The organism is Gaetbulibacter aestuarii (assembly GCF_039537665.1).
GTDB lineage: Bacteria > Bacteroidota > Bacteroidia > Flavobacteriales > Flavobacteriaceae > Gaetbulibacter_A > Gaetbulibacter_A aestuarii.
Genome location: NZ_BAABAY010000002.1, coordinates 148,600 through 166,427, shown reverse-complemented (window position 1 = coordinate 166,427; position 17,828 = coordinate 148,600). Strand labels below are relative to the sequence as shown.

At 35.6% G+C, this 17,828-nt stretch carries 18 protein-coding genes; 14 read left to right on the top strand and 4 right to left on the bottom strand.

Annotated elements, in window-relative coordinates; all coding sequences use genetic code 11:
• Positions 1-104 precede the first annotated feature (104 nt).
• The gene (locus ABD682_RS09365) at positions 105-1,838 is read left to right on the top strand and encodes a M14 family metallopeptidase (RefSeq protein WP_344740999.1); all 1,734 of its coding nucleotides are present in this window, start codon (positions 105-107) and stop codon (positions 1,836-1,838) included.
• 4 nt (positions 1,839-1,842) lie between these two features.
• Here the strand turns inward: ABD682_RS09365 and ABD682_RS09360 are convergent, their stop codons facing one another.
• Positions 1,843-2,424, bottom strand: a complete 582-nt coding sequence (locus tag ABD682_RS09360; protein WP_344740998.1) for an NUDIX hydrolase — start codon at positions 2,422-2,424, stop codon at positions 1,843-1,845.
• A 120-nt stretch (positions 2,425-2,544) separates the two neighbouring features.
• On the opposite strand from ABD682_RS09360, the gene pyrE reads away from it, so the two are divergent.
• Positions 2,545-3,186 carry an orotate phosphoribosyltransferase gene (gene pyrE / locus ABD682_RS09355; protein ID WP_344740997.1) on the top strand — a complete coding sequence of 214 codons (642 nt, stop codon included), beginning with the start codon at positions 2,545-2,547 and terminating at the stop codon, positions 3,184-3,186.
• A 36-nt stretch (positions 3,187-3,222) separates the two neighbouring features.
• Positions 3,223-3,618, top strand: a complete 396-nt coding sequence (locus ABD682_RS09350) for an SRPBCC family protein (protein ID WP_344740996.1) — start codon at positions 3,223-3,225, stop codon at positions 3,616-3,618.
• On the opposite strand, the gene ABD682_RS09345 is transcribed toward ABD682_RS09350, so the two are convergent.
• A complete protein-coding gene (locus ABD682_RS09345; protein WP_344740995.1) occupies positions 3,615-4,346 on the bottom strand; it encodes a biotin--[acetyl-CoA-carboxylase] ligase in 732 nt (243 codons plus the stop codon). The genes ABD682_RS09350 and ABD682_RS09345 overlap by 4 nt on opposite strands.
• 93 nt (positions 4,347-4,439) lie before the next feature.
• On the opposite strand from ABD682_RS09345, the gene rsfS reads away from it, so the two are divergent.
• The 6 genes from rsfS to ABD682_RS09315 all read left to right on the top strand — a co-directional run bounded on the left by rsfS (position 4,440) and on the right by ABD682_RS09315 (position 9,288).
• Positions 4,440-4,811: a ribosome silencing factor gene (gene rsfS / locus ABD682_RS09340; protein ID WP_344740994.1), complete on the top strand. Its 372-nt coding sequence runs from the start codon at positions 4,440-4,442 to the stop codon at positions 4,809-4,811.
• Between the two features lie 6 nt (positions 4,812-4,817).
• A complete protein-coding gene (ftsH, locus tag ABD682_RS09335) occupies positions 4,818-6,830 on the top strand; it encodes an ATP-dependent zinc metalloprotease FtsH (RefSeq protein ID WP_344740992.1) in 2,013 nt (670 codons plus the stop codon).
• A gap of 115 nt (positions 6,831-6,945) precedes the next feature.
• Positions 6,946-7,560 (top strand): LUD domain-containing protein, encoded by a 615-nt coding sequence (locus ABD682_RS09330; protein WP_344740991.1) that lies wholly within the window; start codon positions 6,946-6,948, stop codon positions 7,558-7,560.
• Position 7,561: 1 nt separating this feature from the next.
• A complete protein-coding gene (locus ABD682_RS09325) occupies positions 7,562-8,383 on the top strand; it encodes a phosphatidate cytidylyltransferase (RefSeq protein WP_344740990.1) in 822 nt (273 codons plus the stop codon).
• Positions 8,373-9,029 carry a phosphatidylserine decarboxylase family protein gene (locus ABD682_RS09320; protein WP_344740989.1) on the top strand — a complete coding sequence of 219 codons (657 nt, stop codon included), beginning with the start codon at positions 8,373-8,375 and terminating at the stop codon, positions 9,027-9,029. The genes ABD682_RS09325 and ABD682_RS09320 overlap by 11 nt, the downstream gene beginning before the upstream one ends.
• Entirely contained in the window at positions 9,022-9,288 is a 267-nt protein-coding gene (locus tag ABD682_RS09315; protein ID WP_344740987.1) for an acyl-CoA-binding protein, read from the top strand. The genes ABD682_RS09320 and ABD682_RS09315 overlap by 8 nt, the downstream gene beginning before the upstream one ends.
• A gap of 7 nt (positions 9,289-9,295) precedes the next feature.
• Here ABD682_RS09315 and ABD682_RS09310 read toward each other — a convergent pair whose 3' ends face one another.
• Positions 9,296-11,929: a valine--tRNA ligase gene (locus tag ABD682_RS09310; RefSeq protein WP_344740985.1), complete on the bottom strand. Its 2,634-nt coding sequence runs from the start codon at positions 11,927-11,929 to the stop codon at positions 9,296-9,298.
• 299 nt (positions 11,930-12,228) lie between these two features.
• On the opposite strand from ABD682_RS09310, the gene ABD682_RS09305 reads away from it, so the two are divergent.
• The gene (locus ABD682_RS09305; RefSeq protein WP_344740984.1) at positions 12,229-12,654 is read left to right on the top strand and encodes a DUF1573 domain-containing protein; all 426 of its coding nucleotides are present in this window, start codon (positions 12,229-12,231) and stop codon (positions 12,652-12,654) included.
• Between the two features lie 42 nt (positions 12,655-12,696).
• On the opposite strand, the gene ABD682_RS09300 is transcribed toward ABD682_RS09305, so the two are convergent.
• The gene (locus ABD682_RS09300) at positions 12,697-14,055 is read right to left on the bottom strand and encodes a pepsin/retropepsin-like aspartic protease family protein (RefSeq protein WP_344740983.1); all 1,359 of its coding nucleotides are present in this window, start codon (positions 14,053-14,055) and stop codon (positions 12,697-12,699) included.
• A gap of 114 nt (positions 14,056-14,169) precedes the next feature.
• On the opposite strand from ABD682_RS09300, the gene ABD682_RS09295 reads away from it, so the two are divergent.
• From ABD682_RS09295 to ABD682_RS09280, 4 genes are all read left to right on the top strand, one after another.
• Positions 14,170-15,363 (top strand): pyridoxal phosphate-dependent aminotransferase, encoded by a 1,194-nt coding sequence (locus tag ABD682_RS09295; protein WP_344740981.1) that lies wholly within the window; start codon positions 14,170-14,172, stop codon positions 15,361-15,363.
• On the top strand, positions 15,360-16,373 hold the full coding sequence (gene murB, locus ABD682_RS09290; RefSeq protein WP_344740980.1) for a UDP-N-acetylmuramate dehydrogenase: 1,014 nt from the start codon (positions 15,360-15,362) through the stop codon (positions 16,371-16,373). Before ABD682_RS09295 ends, murB begins: the two co-directional genes overlap by 4 nt.
• Before the next feature lie 65 nt (positions 16,374-16,438).
• Positions 16,439-16,972 (top strand): RNA polymerase sigma factor, encoded by a 534-nt coding sequence (locus ABD682_RS09285; RefSeq protein ID WP_344740979.1) that lies wholly within the window; start codon positions 16,439-16,441, stop codon positions 16,970-16,972.
• 8 nt (positions 16,973-16,980) lie between these two features.
• Positions 16,981-17,769 carry an anti-sigma factor domain-containing protein gene (locus ABD682_RS09280; protein ID WP_344740978.1) on the top strand — a complete coding sequence of 263 codons (789 nt, stop codon included), beginning with the start codon at positions 16,981-16,983 and terminating at the stop codon, positions 17,767-17,769.
• The last annotated feature ends 59 nt before the right edge of the window (positions 17,770-17,828 follow it).

Genomic DNA, 17,828 nt, shown 5'->3' with positions numbered 1-17,828 from the left:
TAATCAATTAGTTAAAAAATGAATAGCTTTTTACATGTATTCTAAGATAGTGAATTAATTTTTCTTTTTAGGAAAACAAATAATAGATTTACAAAATTTTAAATATGAAATACCTCCTTTTAATAATGATTTGCTTTGTGTTTTCTTGTTCAAAACACAACAACTCCTCTGATAATTTTGAAACGCGTTTTGAAAAATCGCAAGGAACACAAACGGCAACTTACAAGGAAACTATAGCGTATTATAAACATTTAGCCGAATACTATCCTGAAATTAAAATTCAAACCATAGGTGAAACCGATTCCGGCAAACCTCTACACCTTGTTACTTACAATCCGGATAGTCAATTTAATTATGAAATCATTCGTGAAAACAAACGAATTTTACTCATTAATAATGGCATTCATCCCGGAGAACCTGATGGCATCGATGCTACCATGATGTTTTTTCGTGATCTTGCAAACGGTACCATAAAGGCGCCAAAGAAAACCGTTTTAGCAACGATTCCTATTTATAATGTAGGAGGTAGTTTGAATAGAAATTCATTTTCAAGAACAAATCAAAACGGCCCGGAGTCCTATGGATTTCGGGGTAATGCGCGGAATTACGATCTGAATCGCGACTTCATAAAAAGCGATACTAAAAATGCCCGAAGCTTTGCAAAAATTTTCCATTTAGTACAACCAGATGTGTTTATTGATAATCATGTTAGTAATGGTGCAGACTACCAATATACGCTTACCCATTTATTTACCCAACACAATAAACTAGGGGGCGATCTCGGACCTTATTTACACCATAAAATGATGCCTGAACTTATTGAAAAGTTAAAGAAAAAAAAATTGATCATTACGCCATATGTTAATGTTTTTAATCAGGTTCCTGAAAATGGATTTTCACAATTTTTTGACAGTCCGCGATATTCAACAGGTTACACTACCCTGTTCAATTCCTTCGGAATGATGGTGGAAACACACATGCTAAAACCCTATAAACAGCGGGTTGAAGGTACTTATGAACTCATGAAAAGCATGTTAGAAATAACTGAAGAAGATGGCAAGGAAATAAGTGATTTAAGAGCCAAGGCTTATAAAAATTATACCGTTGGTAAAAGTTATCCGTTGCAATGGGAAGTAGATACTACCAAATCTACCACACTTCAGTTTGAAGGTTACGAGGGTACGTTCATTAAGAGTGACGTTACAGGATTTAAGCGTTTAAAATACAATAGGTCAAAACCGTTTACAAAACCCGTTAAATACCAGGACTATTTTAAACCTACCGCTTCCGTTAGCATTCCAAAAGCTTATGTTATTCCCCAGGGATGGTTCAATGTGATCGATTTATTGAAATTAAATAAAATAAAAATGCGCACCATGATGCAAGACACCACCATAACGGTAGAATCCTACCGGATCGCGCAATACGAAACAGGGAATAAAGCCTTTGAAGGGCATTATCCGCACAAGAACACAGTGGTGCATAAAAGTACAAAAACTGTAACATTCAGAGCCGGCGATATCATTGTTCCAACCAATCAAAATGGCGTGCGCTATATCCTCGAAACTTTAGAGCCCGAAGCTGTAGATTCGTTTTTTAATTGGAACTTTTTCGATACCATTCTTCAACAAAAAGAAGGATTTTCACCCTATGTATGGGAGGATAAAGCCGCCCAATTATTAGCAGAAAATGACAGTTTGAAAATGGCGTTTGAAACGTTAAAAACAACGGATTCTACTTTTGCCAAAAATTGGTATGCCCAATTAGATTGGTTGCATAAACACAGTAAATATTACGAAAAAGCCCATTTACAATATCCTATTTATAGAATATTATAGGTGATTAAACAAGCCTTTTAATGTTGGCATAAGAATTTTTTAAGGCTTTTTTCATCTTTTTTTTATTCAGCCATTTTGCCTTGGTGATCCCCTCTTTGGTTTGCGGTTCCAATTTTCCATCGTAATCCGTATTCATTTCAAACCAATAGGTAATTTTTATTTTGTAGCGATTATTACGTTTTAAGATGTGGTATGTAGTTTCCAGAGGTTTGGTGATCGTTAAATTTTTTACGCCCGTTTCTTCTTCTACCTCCCGGATAGCCGTATCTTCAATAGATTCTTTCCCTTCAGCCTTTCCTTTAGGTAAATCCCAACGGTCATTTCTGTAAATAAATAAAACCTCTCCATGTTGATTATGAACCTTTCCGCCACCGGCAATCACATTGGGTAATTTTTTTAAAAACTTTTTGAGGATCTTATCTTCATTATGATGGGTTAAGTATATCGCTTCAATATCAGATTTATTCAACTTCTTAATGACCCGCCTCATTATAACGGTTTTAAGTTTATAACTTTTTGCTCCTTTGGGTTTTTTGTCTTTGGTGGTGAGTATTATTGGTTTGTCGTTGACAAAAATGTGATACATATTTTGCAGAATTTTAATGAAAAATACTGTTTTTTATGAGAAAAAAAGAATTGTGAAAAAAAATATTTTTATTCACTGTTGATTTCAGGGAAAAATTAAATTTATGTTTATTTTAGCCATATGATTATCGACAAACAAACTGCAAAGAAAACAGCTGAAGTTTTACTTCAGATCAATGCGATAAAATTGCAGCCTTCCGATCCTTTTACTTGGGCATCAGGCTGGAAATCACCAATTTATTGTGACAATCGAATTATTCTATCCTATCCGACCATTCGTAACTACGTTCGTGAAACCATGGGCAGGCATATCGAAAATTATTATGGGAAACCCGATGCGATTGCCGGTGTGGCTACAGGTGCTATAGGTATTGGTATGTTAGTTGCTGAATATTTAAATTTACCTTTTATTTATGTGCGTCCGGAGGCTAAAGGCCACGGCAGACAAAATCAAATTGAAGGACAAATTGAATCTGGTCAACATGTGGTTGTTGTGGAAGATCTGATCAGTACCGGAAAAAGTAGTTTGAATGCGGTAAAAGCTTTAAAAGAAGCTGGAGTGGTAGTAAAAGGTATGGTTGCTATTTTTACTTATGGGTTTGATGTTGCTACAGAAAATTTTAAAAAAAACAATGTAACGCTTCATACTTTAAGCAATTACGAAAGTCTTTTAGACCAGGCTCTGGACACTCGTTATATTTCTGAAAAAGAGCTTAAAACACTTTCAATCTGGAACAGTAATCCTGGAAAATGGAAAGGTTAATTTCAGTTTTAATACCTTTCTAAAAAATTAATTTACATGAATCTTGAATCACCGAAAATAAACGTTCAAAAATCACCAAAATCGGTTTTTGATTTTCTTTCAAACGTAAAAAACTTTGAATCCTTAATGCCTGAGAACATCAGTAAATTCGAAGTTATTGATGATAACACCTTTTTATTTGCTTTAAAAGGGATGCCGGAAATCACCTTAAAAAAGAAAGCTGTAGAAGCGCCAAATAAAATTATATTAGGAGCCGGCGGTGGCAAGATAGATTTTACACTTACGGGTAATATTGAAGAAGTGGATGAAAATTCAAGTGAGGTTCAATTACTTTTTGATGGTGATTTTAATCCGATGATGGCCATGATGATCAAAAGCCCGATTACGAAGTTTATTGAAACTTTGGTGAACAGTATTCCCAAGGCTATTTAATACATTAAGGTAAGCGCCTTGAGATCAAAAGCTCTTACAATACCATCTTCCAATAACACCTGAAGCGCTCCGGAATCAGAAACATTTTTTATATAACCGGAAAACATATTACCTTCTGCATCTTTAAAAGTGGATGGTTTATTTATTCTAAATAGATGCTCTTCATAATCCAATTTTAAATCATCGATCTTCCCTTTTTCCAAATTTTTAAAACCCTTTTTCAATTCTTTTAAAATACCGTTGGTCAATTCATCAAAATTAAAATTTCGCCCGGTGATGCTTTTAAGAGAGCTAGCTTGTGGAAGATTATTAAAGGTTATTTGATTAACATTTAAACCAATTCCAATAATAGACCCTTTGTATTGGTGCTGTTGTATGACATTTTCAATAAGAATTCCGCATATTTTTTTATTCTCTGCCAAAATGTCGTTAGGCCATTTAATTTTCAATTTAGGAATGCCAAAAGTTTTCAAACAACGTAATACCGCAAGTGAGGTCACGATACTAATTAGAAAAGACTGCTTTAAACTTATCCCCGAAACATCCTTAAACACACTAAGCGCAAGGTTTTTGCCCGGTTCAGAATACCAGGAAGTACCCCGTTGCCCCCTGCCCTCTGTTTGGTTTGTAGTCTGAACAACCGTATAATCTTTCAAGCGTTTTTCACTACTAAGCATTCTTAAATAACTGTTAGTAGAGGGGATGGCATCAAGTTTGATTATAAGCATGTAGTTGTTATTTTTGCTTAGAAGAATGTTACGCTTTTTTAATCCATAAAGAACTAAAAAAATAATAACTTTGCACAAATTTAAATTAAATTAATGGCGAAAGAAAATAGAAGCACAGACCAGTTGATATCGGCAATAATTAATGGAATCGAAGATGTTAAAGGTAAAGAGATTACAATTCTAGATTTAAGAGACATTGAAAATACGGTTTGTGATTACTTTATCATTTGCGAAGGAACTTCAAATACACAGGTAAGCGCCATTGTAAATTCAATCCAAAAAAAAGTAAGTAAAGAATTAAAGGATAACCCATGGCATACTGAAGGTTTAGATAATGCCGAATGGGTTCTCATAGATTATGTAAATGTTGTTGTGCATGTATTCCAAAAACACGTACGCGAGTATTACGATATAGAAAGCCTTTGGGGCGATGCAAAAACAACAGTTATAGAAACCAGTTATTAAAAAAAAATGGCAAACGAAAAGAAAAATATAAAAGACAAGAAACCTAAGTTCAATCCGTATTGGATTTACGGTATTTTAATCGCCCTATTCTTGGGCTTCCAATTATTTGGCGGCAGTGGGTATAGTGATACCAATACCACAACGCCATCTGAATTTTTTAAGTTTTTGAAGGATGGTGATGTTCAGAAAGTAGATATCATAAAAAATACAGGTGTTGCTAAGGTTTACTTAACCAAAGAAGCACAACAAAAAGAGGAACACAAAAATTCCAAACCGCAATCGTTTTTACCTTCCGCTACACCCCTACCAAACTACACTTTTGAGTTTGGAGATCTGCAGAATTTTGAAAACAAGATCGCTTCTGTTACGGAAACCTTAAAAACGAAACCAACAATTAAATACGATACAGAAACCAATGATTGGGGTAACTTACTTATGAGTATCCTGCCGTTTATTCTGTTAATTGCCGTTTGGATCTTTATTATGAGACGTATGTCTGGCGGTGCCGGTGGTGGTGCCGGTGGACAGATCTTCAACATCGGAAAATCGAAAGCCAAACTTTTCGATCAGAATACCGAAGTGAAAACCACGTTTAAAGATGTGGCAGGTTTAGAAGGAGCTAAAGAGGAAGTTCAGGAAATTGTGGACTTTTTGAAGTTTCCTGAAAAATACACGTCTTTAGGAGGAAAAATTCCAAAAGGAGCCTTATTGGTAGGACCTCCAGGAACGGGTAAAACCCTTTTAGCACGTGCTGTTGCAGGGGAAGCTAAAGTACCTTTCTTCTCGCTTTCAGGATCTGATTTCGTAGAAATGTTTGTTGGTGTTGGTGCATCTCGAGTGCGGGACCTGTTCAAACAAGCAAAAGAAAAATCACCTTCTATTATTTTTATAGATGAAATTGATGCCATTGGTAGAGCCCGTGGTAAAAATGCAATTTCAGGAAGTAATGACGAGCGCGAAAATACATTAAACCAACTCTTGACTGAAATGGATGGATTTGGCACAAATGCTAACGTTATCGTTATTGCTGCTACAAACCGTGCTGATATTTTAGATAAAGCTTTGATGCGTGCCGGCCGATTTGACAGACAAATTTTTGTAGATCTTCCTGATGTTAGAGAACGTAAAGAAATTTTTGAAGTTCACCTGCGTCCAATTAAACGAAGTAAGGAACTTGATACTGAATTTCTTGCAAAACAAACACCGGGATTCTCCGGAGCCGACATTGCCAATGTTTGTAACGAAGCCGCTTTAATTGCTGCCAGAAACGGAAAAAAAGAGGTAGGTAAACAAGCCTTCTTAGATGCAGTAGACCGTATTATTGGTGGATTAGAAAAGAAAAACAAGATCATCACGCCTTCGGAGAAAAAAGCAGTTGCCTTTCACGAAGCGGGTCATGCGACTATAAGCTGGATGCTGGAACATGCTGCACCTTTAGTGAAAGTTACTATAGTGCCTCGTGGTCGATCTCTGGGAGCTGCCTGGTATTTGCCTGAAGAGCGCCTAATTGTGCGTCCGGAGCAAATGCTTGATGAAATGTGTGCCGCCATGGGCGGACGAGCTGCAGAGAAAGTTATTTTTGATAAGATCTCCACCGGAGCCTTAAGTGACCTGGAAAAAGTTACAAAACAAGCAAGAGCCATGGTTACTATCTATGGTTTAAGTGATAAGATTGGAAACATAACTTATTACGATTCCAGTGGACAAAACGATTACAGTTTTACAAAGCCATATAGCGAGCAAACCGCCGAACTTATTGATAAAGAAATTTCCAATATTATTGAAACACAGTATCAGCGTGCTATTAAAATATTAGAGGAAAATAAAGATAAATTAACGGAACTTGCTGAAGTACTTTTAGATAAAGAGGTTATTTTTAAAGATAATTTAGAGAAGATTTTTGGGAAACGGGCCTTTGAAAAAGAAGAACCCATAAAACCAGCCTCCGAAACCTCTGAAACCTTTAACAAAGCTGATAAGGCTGAGGAAGCAAAAACAACTGAAAGCGGAGAAAACTAAGTTTTAAGTTCAAAATATTTTAATTTAACAAAATCTTAAATTAGCCTTACGGTTAGTTTAAGATTTTTTATATTTGAACAAGGCCAAAAGAATTGAGTTAATAGCACCAAAATAGATGAGTCTTTTTAGAAAAATTTTTGGTTCAAAATCTGGTGACTCGGAGAAGGAAATTAAATCATCAGAACGAGGCAAATACATGCCGGAAATTAAACTACCAATAGATGAGAGGTTTACAATAAACTTTAAAGCTAATGGTGGTAAATTCTTGTATTGTGATAACCTAAATGAAATTTTTGAGAATTTGCAAAACATCATTGACGAAAACAAATGGGAATCTAAAAAGGCCCTTTTACTTGATGAAAATCTTAAAGCTAGATTTAAAGATTCAGAGCTCAATACAACCAGAGTAAGTAGTGAATCAACATTCTTTTTAACTACTTGTGAAAATCTGATTGCCAATGATGGTTCCTTACTTATATCATCCCATCAAATTTTTGAAAAGAAACTTTCAGAATTACCTGCAAACTTTATTGTTTACGCCACTACGAGCCAGATCGTTGATACTATTGGCGAAGGTTTACGTGGTATAAAAACAAAAAATCAAAAAAAGATCCCAACTAACATTACCACAATTAAACATTTTAAATCGGACGCGGACAAAGACAAAGATTTTTTAAGTTACGGTAGTAGTTCCAAAAATTTATACCTTCTTTTGTTAGAAGATTTATAGGATGAAAGAAATTCTCGTTAGATCACTTTCAGGTTTATTTTATGTGATATTGTTGCTTTTATGCATTCATTATGAACCGGCCCTACTCATCCTTTTAGGTGCTTTCGGCATAATTTGCATCGCTGAGTTTAAAAAACTAATTCAATTAAAAAGTTTTATTCCTTACCTTATTTTCTTCCTGGGTTATGGTTTTTTTGCCTTTTGGCTTTACGCATTCCATAGCACCTCCGACATCGATAAATTAGTTCAAATCATTATCGTTATAAGCATCTTTGTTCAGCTGTTTTTAATTAAAGATTTATTCTCAGATAAAGGTATTCCACTTTTCGGTTCTAAACGCTTTATACTAAGCACCTTTTACCTCTCCAGTGGTTTTGTATTTCTTATTTTAATCCCCTATTTTTATAAGGACTTCAACCCGAATATATTACTCGGTGCTTTTTTATTAATATGGACAAACGACTCTTTTGCTTATTTGGTTGGAAAAAACTTTGGTAAACAAAAGCTATTTGAAAAAATATCACCAAAAAAAACAGTTGAAGGATTTCTGGGAGGTTTATTTTTTGCTTGTGTGGCGAGTTATTTTATTGCAACCTATTCTAATACTTTAAATTTTACCCATTGGTTAATTCTTAGTATAATTATTAGTGTTTTCGGAACACTGGGCGATTTAATCGAATCAAAATTTAAAAGACAGGCTGGAGTAAAAGATAGTGGAATTATCATGCCGGGGCACGGAGGTTTGATGGATCGATTAGATAGTATTATTTTTGCCGCACCTTTCATTTATTTATTTTTAAGAATGCTACGCTATGTTTCATAAAGAAGGCTATAAAATCATTTTCGGTGCATTTATCGTGATAGTCGCCGGATTTCTAATTATCGATGGAGCAGTATCCCTGAGTTGGTTACGCTCGGTGCTGATGTTGATTTTACTGGTGTTTTTTATCCTGATCCTTCAGTTTTTCAGAAATCCTAAACGTTATACACATATTAACAACCTTAATGTCCTTTCTGCTGTAGATGGTAAGGTTGTGGTTATTGAAGAGGTTCTTGAAAATGAATATTTTAAGGATAAGCGAATTCAAGTAAGTGTTTTTATGTCACCTTTGAATGTACATGCTACGCGTTATCCTATCAACGGAAAAATAGAATACAGTAAATATCATCCGGGAAAATATCTGGTTGCCTGGCATCCAAAAGCAAGTGAAGAAAACGAACGTACCACTGTAGTTATCGACAATGAAACTTACGGAAAAGTGATGTACCGCCAAATTGCGGGAGCGCTGGCCAAACGTATTGTAAATTATGCTGAAGTTGGTGAAACGGCCATTCAGGGTGCTGATTCCGGATTTATTAAATTTGGATCGCGAGTCGATATCTTTTTACCTCTTACAGCGGATGTTAAAGTAAAATTAAATCAAAAAGTTCGTGGTGGCGAAACCGTAATTGCAGAATTACATGAGTAACAAAGCATTAGACATAGAATTTCAGGAAGCCGTAGCTCGAGTAAATGAGCATAAGGAGCCATTTCCTGCAGACACCCTGCTAAAATTGTATGCCTACTATAAAAAGGCTACCAACGATGTTGGGAAACCTAAAAGCAAGAAGGCCATCATCAACGCATTTAAAACAAATGCTTTATTTCAAGTTGAAGATATCACGGCCGATGAAGCCAAAAAAATCTACATCGAACTGGTAAACAATTATTTTTTATACCGACAATAGTAAAAAACTATTGCAGACTTTTAATGCTGGATTTTAAAGTCTCAATCTTGGCCAAGGCGTCAGCTTCCTTTTTCTTTTCAGAAGCAACTACCTGTTCAGGCGCATTATTTACAAAACGCTCATTTGATAATTTCTTTTGAACTGATCTTAAAAACCCTTCTGTATATTCTAATTCTCCCTGTAATTTTTCAAGCTCTGCAGCCACATCAATACTACCTGCCATAGGCACAAAGTATTCATTAGATTTTACACGAAAGGTCAAAGCTCCATCTAAAGGTTCGTTTACATAATCTATAGCGTTAAGATTACCCAGTTTAGCGATCAACGAATCAAAAGTTTTAGGAGCTTCTTCATTATTGATTACTGAAAAATCTATAGCGTCCTTGAAAGCCATATTTTTTTCTTTTCGAATATTACGAATTCCGGAAATAACCTCTGAAGCCAAATTGAATTCTTCAATTAAACTTTCATTTATAGGTCTGGTTTCCGGCCATTTTGATACAATTAAAGCTTCCTCAGGTTTTCTTTCAGCAATATAGTGCCAAATATCTTCTGTAATAAAAGGCATAAAAGGATGCACTATTTTAAGATTATCTTCCAACAATGCAATGGTTTCATCCAACGTTTTAGAGTCTATAGGTTGTTGGTATCCGGGTTTTATCATTTCCAGGAACCAACCGCAAAAATCATCAAAAATAAGTTTGTAAATCGCCATTAAAGCATCACTCAAGCGATATTTACTAAAATGATCCTCAATTTCAATAAGGGCTTTTTGGAATTTTGACTGATACCAGGCAATAGCTATTTTACTGGATTCAGGTTGTTCTAATTTGGAATCAACCTCCCAACCTTTTACAAGTCGAAATGCATTCCATATTTTATTACCAAAGGCTTTACCTTGCTGACAAAGGGCTTCATCGAACATTAGGTCGTTCCCGGCGGCACTGCTCAGTAGGAGTCCCACACGAACACCACCGGCACCGTAAGTTTCAATAAGTTTTAAAGCATCAGGAGAGTTTCCTAATTGTTTACTCATTTTACGGCGTTGTTTATCACGAACTAATCCTGTTAGATAAACATTGCTAAATGGTTTTTCTCCACGATATTCGTAACCAGCAATGATCATTCGCGCTACCCAAAAGAATAGAATGTCAGGACCCGTAACCAGATCGTTGGTTGGGTAATAGTAATTAATATCCTCGTTATCCGGGTTACGAATGCCGTCGAATACACTTATAGGCCATAACCATGATGAAAACCAGGTATCCAGAGCGTCTGAGTCCTGTGTAAGATCGCTGGCTTTTAAGTTGTTATTTTTGGTGACTTTCCGTGCTTTTTCAACGGCTTGTTCGAGTGTTTCTGCAACTACAAAGTCTTCTTTTCCATCGCCATAATAATAGGCCGGTATTTGTTGTCCCCACAACAACTGTCTAGAAATATTCCAATCGCGAATATTTTCCATCCAGTGACGATAGGTGTTTTCAAATTTCTTGGGAAATAATTTTATGGTATCATTTTTCAAAACAGCATCAATGGCCGGTTTGGCTAAATCTTCCATTTTCAAAAACCACTGATCGCTTAGCCTTGGCTCAATAACCGCTTTTGTACGTTCAGAGGTTCCTACTTTATTGGTATAATTTTCTGTTTTAATCAACTCACCTGAATCCTCTAAAGCTTTAGCAACAGCTTTTCGGGCTTCAAAACGATCCATGCCTTCAAACTGTAAACCGTAATGATTCAGGCTCGCATCATCATTAAAGATATCAATCACTTCAAGATCGTGCTTATCTCCAAGATTCTTGTCATTTTCGTCATGCGCCGGTGTTACCTTCAAACAACCGGTCCCGAATTCTACATCTACGTAATCATCTTCAATAATAGGAATAACACGGTTTGCTATAGGAACAATAGCTTTTTTTCCTTTTAAATGACTAAAGCGTTCATCATTTGGATTGATACAAATTGCCGTATCGCCAAAAATTGTTTCAGGACGCGTGGTTGCAATGGTTAAAACATCGTCGGAATCAGCTACTTTATAGTTGATATAATATAATTTTCCTTGTCGTTCTTCATGGACCACTTCTTCATCAGAAAGTGTAGTTTTTGCTTCCGGATCCCAGTTTACCATGCGAAATCCACGGTAAATCAAGCCTTTTTCGTAAAGATCAACGAAAACCTTGATTACAGATTCGGACATTTCAGGGTCCATTGTAAACCTGGTACGATCCCAATCGCAGGAACAACCTAATTTTTTTAATTGTTCTAATATAACGCCTCCATACTCATGAGTCCAATCCCAGGCATGTTTCAGGAATTCATCTCGCGTTAGATCACTTTTATTAATACCCTGCTCCCTCAGTTTAGCTACAACCTTGGCTTCAGTGGCAATAGAGGCATGGTCTGTTCCGGGCACCCAACAAGCATTTTTACCCTGCAAACGTGCTCTCCTGATCAAAACATCTTGGATCGTATTGTTAAGCATATGCCCCATATGTAAAACACCGGTAACATTTGGCGGCGGAATTACGATGGTGTAAGGCTCCCGATTGTCAGGTGTTGAATGAAAATATTTATGTTTCATCCAGTAGTCGTACCACTTCGATTCTACCTCTTGAGCGTTATATTTTGAGGGTATATTCATTGCTTTGGAATAGTTTTTGAATAATGAAGTGCAAAAATACTTATATTTCTTTTCCTATGAAACTATTTACTTAAGGATGTAAATAGTATCAGGTTAAATTAAAAAAATGGAATAAAACACGTAAATTTACAATGAAAACAATGCAACCAGAATGTTAAGAAATTGGTATTTCAACCATTTTTTTTGCATTTTGTAGGAAATAAACCTATGTTTGGCGTATAATTTAAAGACCAAACCCAAATTTTACCAATAGAAAAAATCAAAAATCTGGTCGCATTATAACCTAAATTGAAAGTATTATGAAACAAGTAATTACAATTTTATTTATTGGCTTATTGAGTTTTTCTGTTAAAGCTCAAGATAAGGTAGCTAAAATAGAATTTAAAACAGATGTTATAGATTATGGTACAATTGAAAAAGGAGCCAACGGCGTTCGTGTATTCGAATTCACTAATACAGGTGATGCCCCGCTTATCATATCAAAAGTAACCTCATCTTGTGGATGTACCATTCCTAAAAAGCCGGATCATCCTATTTTACCTGGTGAAACCGGACAAATTGAAGTGAAATACGATACGAATCGTGTTATGCCTATCCGTAAAACCATTACAGTAATCTCTAATGCAGACACGCCTACAATTGCCTTAAAAATTAAAGGTAATGTGGTAAATCCGAATCAGAGTAGTATGGTTCAGAATAAAGATAAAAGTGTTGTTCAGCAATAGTTAGCAACAGCTTTAAAAATAAAACCCTGACTATTAATTAGATCAGGGTTTTTTAATTTTAAATAAGTTTTCAAGCTTAAATTTCGCATTAAATTCCTCTCCGTGTCTTAATACATGCAATCGGATCGTGGTTCCGGCATCATCATAAAATCTTGCCAGAAGTTCCTGTAAAGAAAAATGCTGTGTTGATTTACCATTAATACTTAGAATAATATCTCCCTTTTGCAATCCTGCTCTGGCTGCGGGCGAATCTTCACGTAGCTCAACGATTTTATATATCGGCTGCAGAGTTACTTTATACCACGGATTCACTATAATTCTGGTACCATCTATACTATTATTGGTGCCTCTACTTGAATTACCTATCGAAACAATATTTTCTCGAGTTCGAACCAAATGGAAGCCGTCATGGGCTAATTCTAATCCACTTTTGTTGTATTGGAACTTATCTTTAAAATGATTATTCTTTTTAATGATGAGTTCAGCATTATTATAATCAAAAATCACATTAAAACGTTTTAAAATATTTCCTGCCAAACTTCCATTCCTGCCTTCAATACTTATCGCTGAAGCCACATAACTCAATTCCGGAAAGGCTACATTGGGATTCTTCAATTCAAAATCACCAATATAAAAAGCATCAATTTTTGAACGTTTACCATAAACGCTCCCATTCAAACCAAAACCAAGAAAATCATCAAAGTAGAAGTCACCACAAACAATATCCTGATTAGCATCTTCAAATAACCAAAGGGCATCACTTCCTCCTGAATCAATGAGCAATTTTACTGGTATTACATTACCGTTGATTTTTACTGAAGTTTTAATGTAGGGTTTATTATTATGAAATTCCAAAGGAATAACTTCACAATTCCTACATACATTTTTTTCGTAATAATTGAGATCTGTAAACCTTAGAAATTGGCGTGAATAATTTATTTCAACAATTAAATCTTTAAATAAATCGTAACCCACAATACCATGTACAGGAACCCCCAGGCGGGGTGTAAAATCTAAATTACTATTATGGATTACATGTAAAGCCTGATTGGGTTTAACTAAATCGCCTATTTTGAATACGTTGTTAAATGATTTATAGGCTTCTACAGATTGCCCACCACCCAATCCACGAAGAATAATGCGTTCTTTTTCTTTTAATTTGGCAGTCTCCTCCTCTTCATTGGTAAAATTAAATACAATAGATTTTTGAACTCCGGTATCTAAAACAAATGACAATGGCACACCATTTACCTCCATAGGAAAAATGATAAGATCGTTAATCAATTGAAATGCTATCCTCTCACTGTGCTTTCCATTATTAATAAAGCCTCCCGGCTGAGCAAAGCAACAGCAAGTAACAAAGGTCAGGATCACGAGGATGTAAGTGGGTTTTTTAACCATGTAATATGCTTAAGTACTTTAAGTTACGAATCTTTGTTTAAGGTTTTCGATTTATACCTGTATTTTAAAAAAACTTTAAGATAATTTTCTCAACTTTGTGGCAAAGAAGTAGTCATGCCATCCATATCGACAAAAGGGCGACACATGCCTGAATCTCCTATCCGAAAATTAATGCCTTATGCGGAACAGGCTTTAAAAGATGGAAAAACCATTTATCACCTGAATATCGGGCAACCGGATATAAAAACTCCCGACGTAGCTCTTGATGCTATTAAGGAAAGTAATATTGATGTATTGGCTTATTCGAGCTCGAATGGATCTGAAATATATAGGGAAAAGCTAGCTGATTATTACAAAAAACATGGTATTGATGTTACTTCCAATGATATTATTGTAACAACCGGTGCTAGTGAAGGCTTGTTATTTTTGTTTAGCAGTATACTAGATCCAGGTGATGAAGTCATAATTTCAGAGCCATTTTATGCAAACTACATTGCTTTTTCTACGGCAACAGGAGTTAATGTGGTTCCTGTGGTTTGTAAAATTGATAATAACTTCGCCCTACCCCCTATTAAGGAATACGAAAAACTAATAACTGAAAGAACCAAAGCCATTTTAATTTGTAATCCCGGGAACCCGACAGGGTATTTATACACTCATGATGAAATTAACAAATTAGGGGCTCTGGCACATAAGCATAATCTGTTTTTGGTAGCAGATGAAGTTTATCGTGAATTTGTTTACGACGATAATGAACATCATTCTATCCTGAACTTACCTGGAATTGATGAACACACCATACTCATTGATTCTGTATCCAAACGCTATAGTATGTGTGGCGCCCGTGTTGGATGTTTGGTATCCAGAAATAAAGAAGTATTGCAAACCGTCCTAAAATTTGCGCAGGCACGGTTGAGCCCGCCAACTTACGGACAGATCGCAGCCGAGGCTGCCCTGGATACACCTCAATCGTATTTTGATGAAGTTATTGAAGAATATACCAAGCGTCGCAACTTACTAATTGAAGAATTAGAAAAAATCAAGGGGGTTAAAATAGCCAAACCAAAAGGCGCATTTTATTGTATTGTGGAGCTTCCTATTGCCAATGCAGATCATTTTGCACAATGGCTTTTAGAGTCATTTCACCTTAACGGGGAAACCGTTATGATAGCACCGGCAGCAGGTTTTTATTCAACACCGGGCCTGGGATTGAATCAAATTCGAATTGCCTACGTGCTTAACCGAGAAAAACTAAAACGTGCGGTTTACATTCTAAAAGAAGCATTAAACCAGTATATTACGCTTTGAAAATTCAGAAAAACATATCATTAAAACCCTTTAACACCTTTGGAATTGATGTTTTGGCAGCATCGTTTGCGGCGGTTTCCAATATCACTGAATTACAGGACGTTCTAACTAATAACACAAAACAGAAAAAATTGTTCCTCGGAGGAGGAAGTAATATGTTACTCACTGAAGATTTTAATGGTTTGGTAATTAAAATTGGTTTCAAAGGAATCCGGGTGATTGAAGAAGATGATCAGTGGGTCTATGTTGAAGCCCAGGCCGGAGAAAATTGGCATGCGTTTGTATTGTGGTGTTTAGACCATAACTATGGAGGTTTAGAAAACCTATCGTTAATTCCCGGGAATGTTGGTACTGCACCTATTCAAAACATTGGTGCTTATGGTGTTGAGCTAAAAGATTCCTTTATGAGTTGCGAAGCTCTGAATATTGAATCTTTGGAAACCAAAACCTTCAAACGTGAAGATTGTAAGTTTGAATATCGAAATTCTGTTTTCAAAAATGAAGTAAAGGGCCAATATATAATTACTTCTGTTGTATTCAAATTAACAAAAAAAGACCATCAGCTTCATATAAATTATGGTGCCATCCGATCAGCATTGGAAGTCATGAAAGTATCACAACCAAGTATTCAGGATATTTCGAAGGCTGTGATTTCAATCCGGCAACAAAAACTACCGGACCCTAAGATGATTGGAAATAGTGGTAGTTTCTTTAAAAATCCTATCATTTCGACGGAACAATATCAAACCTTACTTCAAAATTTTCCTGAAATGCCTTCTTATCCTGTTTCAGAGCACGAAGTAAAAGTGCCTGCCGGCTGGCTCATTGAACAAGCCGGATTTAAAGGTAAACGTTTTGGTAATTATGGTGTTCATAAAAATCAAGCTTTGGTTCTTGTAAATTACGGTGGCGCAAAAGGTTCAGATATTTTAAATTTGGCCCGGTTAATTCAAAAAACAATAAAAAAATTATTTGACGTTAACATTGAAGCTGAAGTAAATATTTTATAATCGAGTGGATTTGTATACTTTTGCTAAATTGATTTTTAAAGTACCACTAACTAAACCAATTCGCCTTGATTTCGAACATCGAGAAACAAATAGTTGAATTACTCGAGAAGGGTGATAAAAAAGCGCTCACGCTACTTTACGACAATTACGCTGACGCTTTGTTTGGTGTAATAAAAAAAGTGATTTCCGATGATGAAGTCGCTCAGGATGTTTTACAAGAAAGTTTTATTAAGATCTGGCGCTATTCAAAAAAGTATGATGCCTCAAAGGCCCGATTATTTACCTGGTTATACCGAATTGCTTACAATTCAGCTATTGACAAAGTGCGTTCTTTAAAAAATAAAACAACCAAGGAAGTCCAAATTGAAGCTTCAAACGTATATACAATAAATGCAGGTGAATTAAATCAGGATGTTTTAGATATCCGAAAGCACCTGGGAAGTATTGAAAAGAAATATCAAATTGTATTAGAAAGCCTCTTTTTTGAGGGGATGACACAGCAAGAAGCTAGTGAAGAACTAAATATTCCGTTAGGAACTATTAAATCGAGATTAAAAATTGGATTACGTGAGTTGAAAAAGATTTACGATCCTCAATAAATAACGTCATGAATGAGAAAATAACTACTTTTTTAAATTCTGGCCTATTAGAAAAATATCTAGTAGGAAACACTTCTTCTGCTGAAACAGAACAAGTGGAGTCTTACATTTCAAAGTATCCAGAGGTTCAGAATGCCTACAACACGCTACAATACAACCTGGAAGTTGTATCGAAAGCACATGCTGAAGAAGCACCACGACATATTTTAGGAAATATCCTAAACGAACTAGATGATGCACCTGTAATGACTATAAAACAAAAACGATCTTATAAAGTTTGGCATGTGATGTCTATCGCTGCTAGTGTTACGGCCATTTTATTTGCGGTAACATCGTTCGTTTTTTATAATCAGAATAGAAAATTATCTAGAGAAAACCAAACGGTTGTTGATGAAATTTTCGATTTACGAAGTGATATCGCAAATACGAATTCGAAATTGGACAATGTGATGCAACAATTTAAGCAACTCAACGATCCTGAAACTTACAAATATATTATTCAGGGTAATAGCAGAGCTAAAGACTTAAAAACGGTAGCTTACATTAATCCTAAAGAAAGAACATCCATGATCGATGTGGTATCCTTACCGCAATTACCAAAAGAAAAATGCTACCAGATCTGGGCAGAATTGCAAGGTAAAATGGTAAGTCTGGGGATTTTAAGTGAAACGGATCGTCAGTTACAGTACATTCCCTATACTGAAAATGCCCGAGGATTAAACATCACCATTGAACCTAAAGGCGGCAACACCACGGCGTCTTTAGATAATTCGGTTGCAGAAATAGAATTAAAGTAGATTAATAGCAAATAATCTCCCTAAAAAAACTTCAAGTATTTTTCTTGAAGTTTTTTTTT

Excerpts from the sequence above, each read along its gene's own strand:
- ABD682_RS09350 (WP_344740996.1), top strand. The coding sequence starts at position 3,223 with ATGAATCTTGAATCACCGAAAATAAACGTTCAAAAATCACCAAAATCG.
- ABD682_RS09310 (WP_344740985.1), bottom strand. The coding sequence starts at position 11,929 with ATGAATATACCCTCAAAATATAACGCTCAAGAGGTAGAATCGAAGTGG.
- ABD682_RS09280 (WP_344740978.1), top strand. The coding sequence starts at position 16,981 with ATGAATGAGAAAATAACTACTTTTTTAAATTCTGGCCTATTAGAAAAA.
- ABD682_RS09345 (WP_344740995.1), bottom strand. The coding sequence starts at position 4,346 with ATGCTTATAATCAAACTTGATGCCATCCCCTCTACTAACAGTTATTTA.
- ABD682_RS09330 (WP_344740991.1), top strand. The coding sequence starts at position 6,946 with ATGAGTCTTTTTAGAAAAATTTTTGGTTCAAAATCTGGTGACTCGGAG.
- ftsH (WP_344740992.1), top strand. The coding sequence starts at position 4,818 with ATGGCAAACGAAAAGAAAAATATAAAAGACAAGAAACCTAAGTTCAAT.
- ABD682_RS09295 (WP_344740981.1), top strand. The coding sequence starts at position 14,170 with ATGCCATCCATATCGACAAAAGGGCGACACATGCCTGAATCTCCTATC.
- ABD682_RS09360 (WP_344740998.1), bottom strand. The coding sequence starts at position 2,424 with ATGTATCACATTTTTGTCAACGACAAACCAATAATACTCACCACCAAA.
- rsfS (WP_344740994.1), top strand. The coding sequence starts at position 4,440 with ATGGCGAAAGAAAATAGAAGCACAGACCAGTTGATATCGGCAATAATT.
- ABD682_RS09325 (WP_344740990.1), top strand. The coding sequence starts at position 7,562 with ATGAAAGAAATTCTCGTTAGATCACTTTCAGGTTTATTTTATGTGATA.
- ABD682_RS09300 (WP_344740983.1), bottom strand. The coding sequence starts at position 14,055 with ATGGTTAAAAAACCCACTTACATCCTCGTGATCCTGACCTTTGTTACT.
- ABD682_RS09305 (WP_344740984.1), top strand. The coding sequence starts at position 12,229 with ATGAAACAAGTAATTACAATTTTATTTATTGGCTTATTGAGTTTTTCT.
- ABD682_RS09320 (WP_344740989.1), top strand. The coding sequence starts at position 8,373 with ATGTTTCATAAAGAAGGCTATAAAATCATTTTCGGTGCATTTATCGTG.
- ABD682_RS09315 (WP_344740987.1), top strand. The coding sequence starts at position 9,022 with ATGAGTAACAAAGCATTAGACATAGAATTTCAGGAAGCCGTAGCTCGA.
- pyrE (WP_344740997.1), top strand. The coding sequence starts at position 2,545 with ATGATTATCGACAAACAAACTGCAAAGAAAACAGCTGAAGTTTTACTT.
- ABD682_RS09365 (WP_344740999.1), top strand. The coding sequence starts at position 105 with ATGAAATACCTCCTTTTAATAATGATTTGCTTTGTGTTTTCTTGTTCA.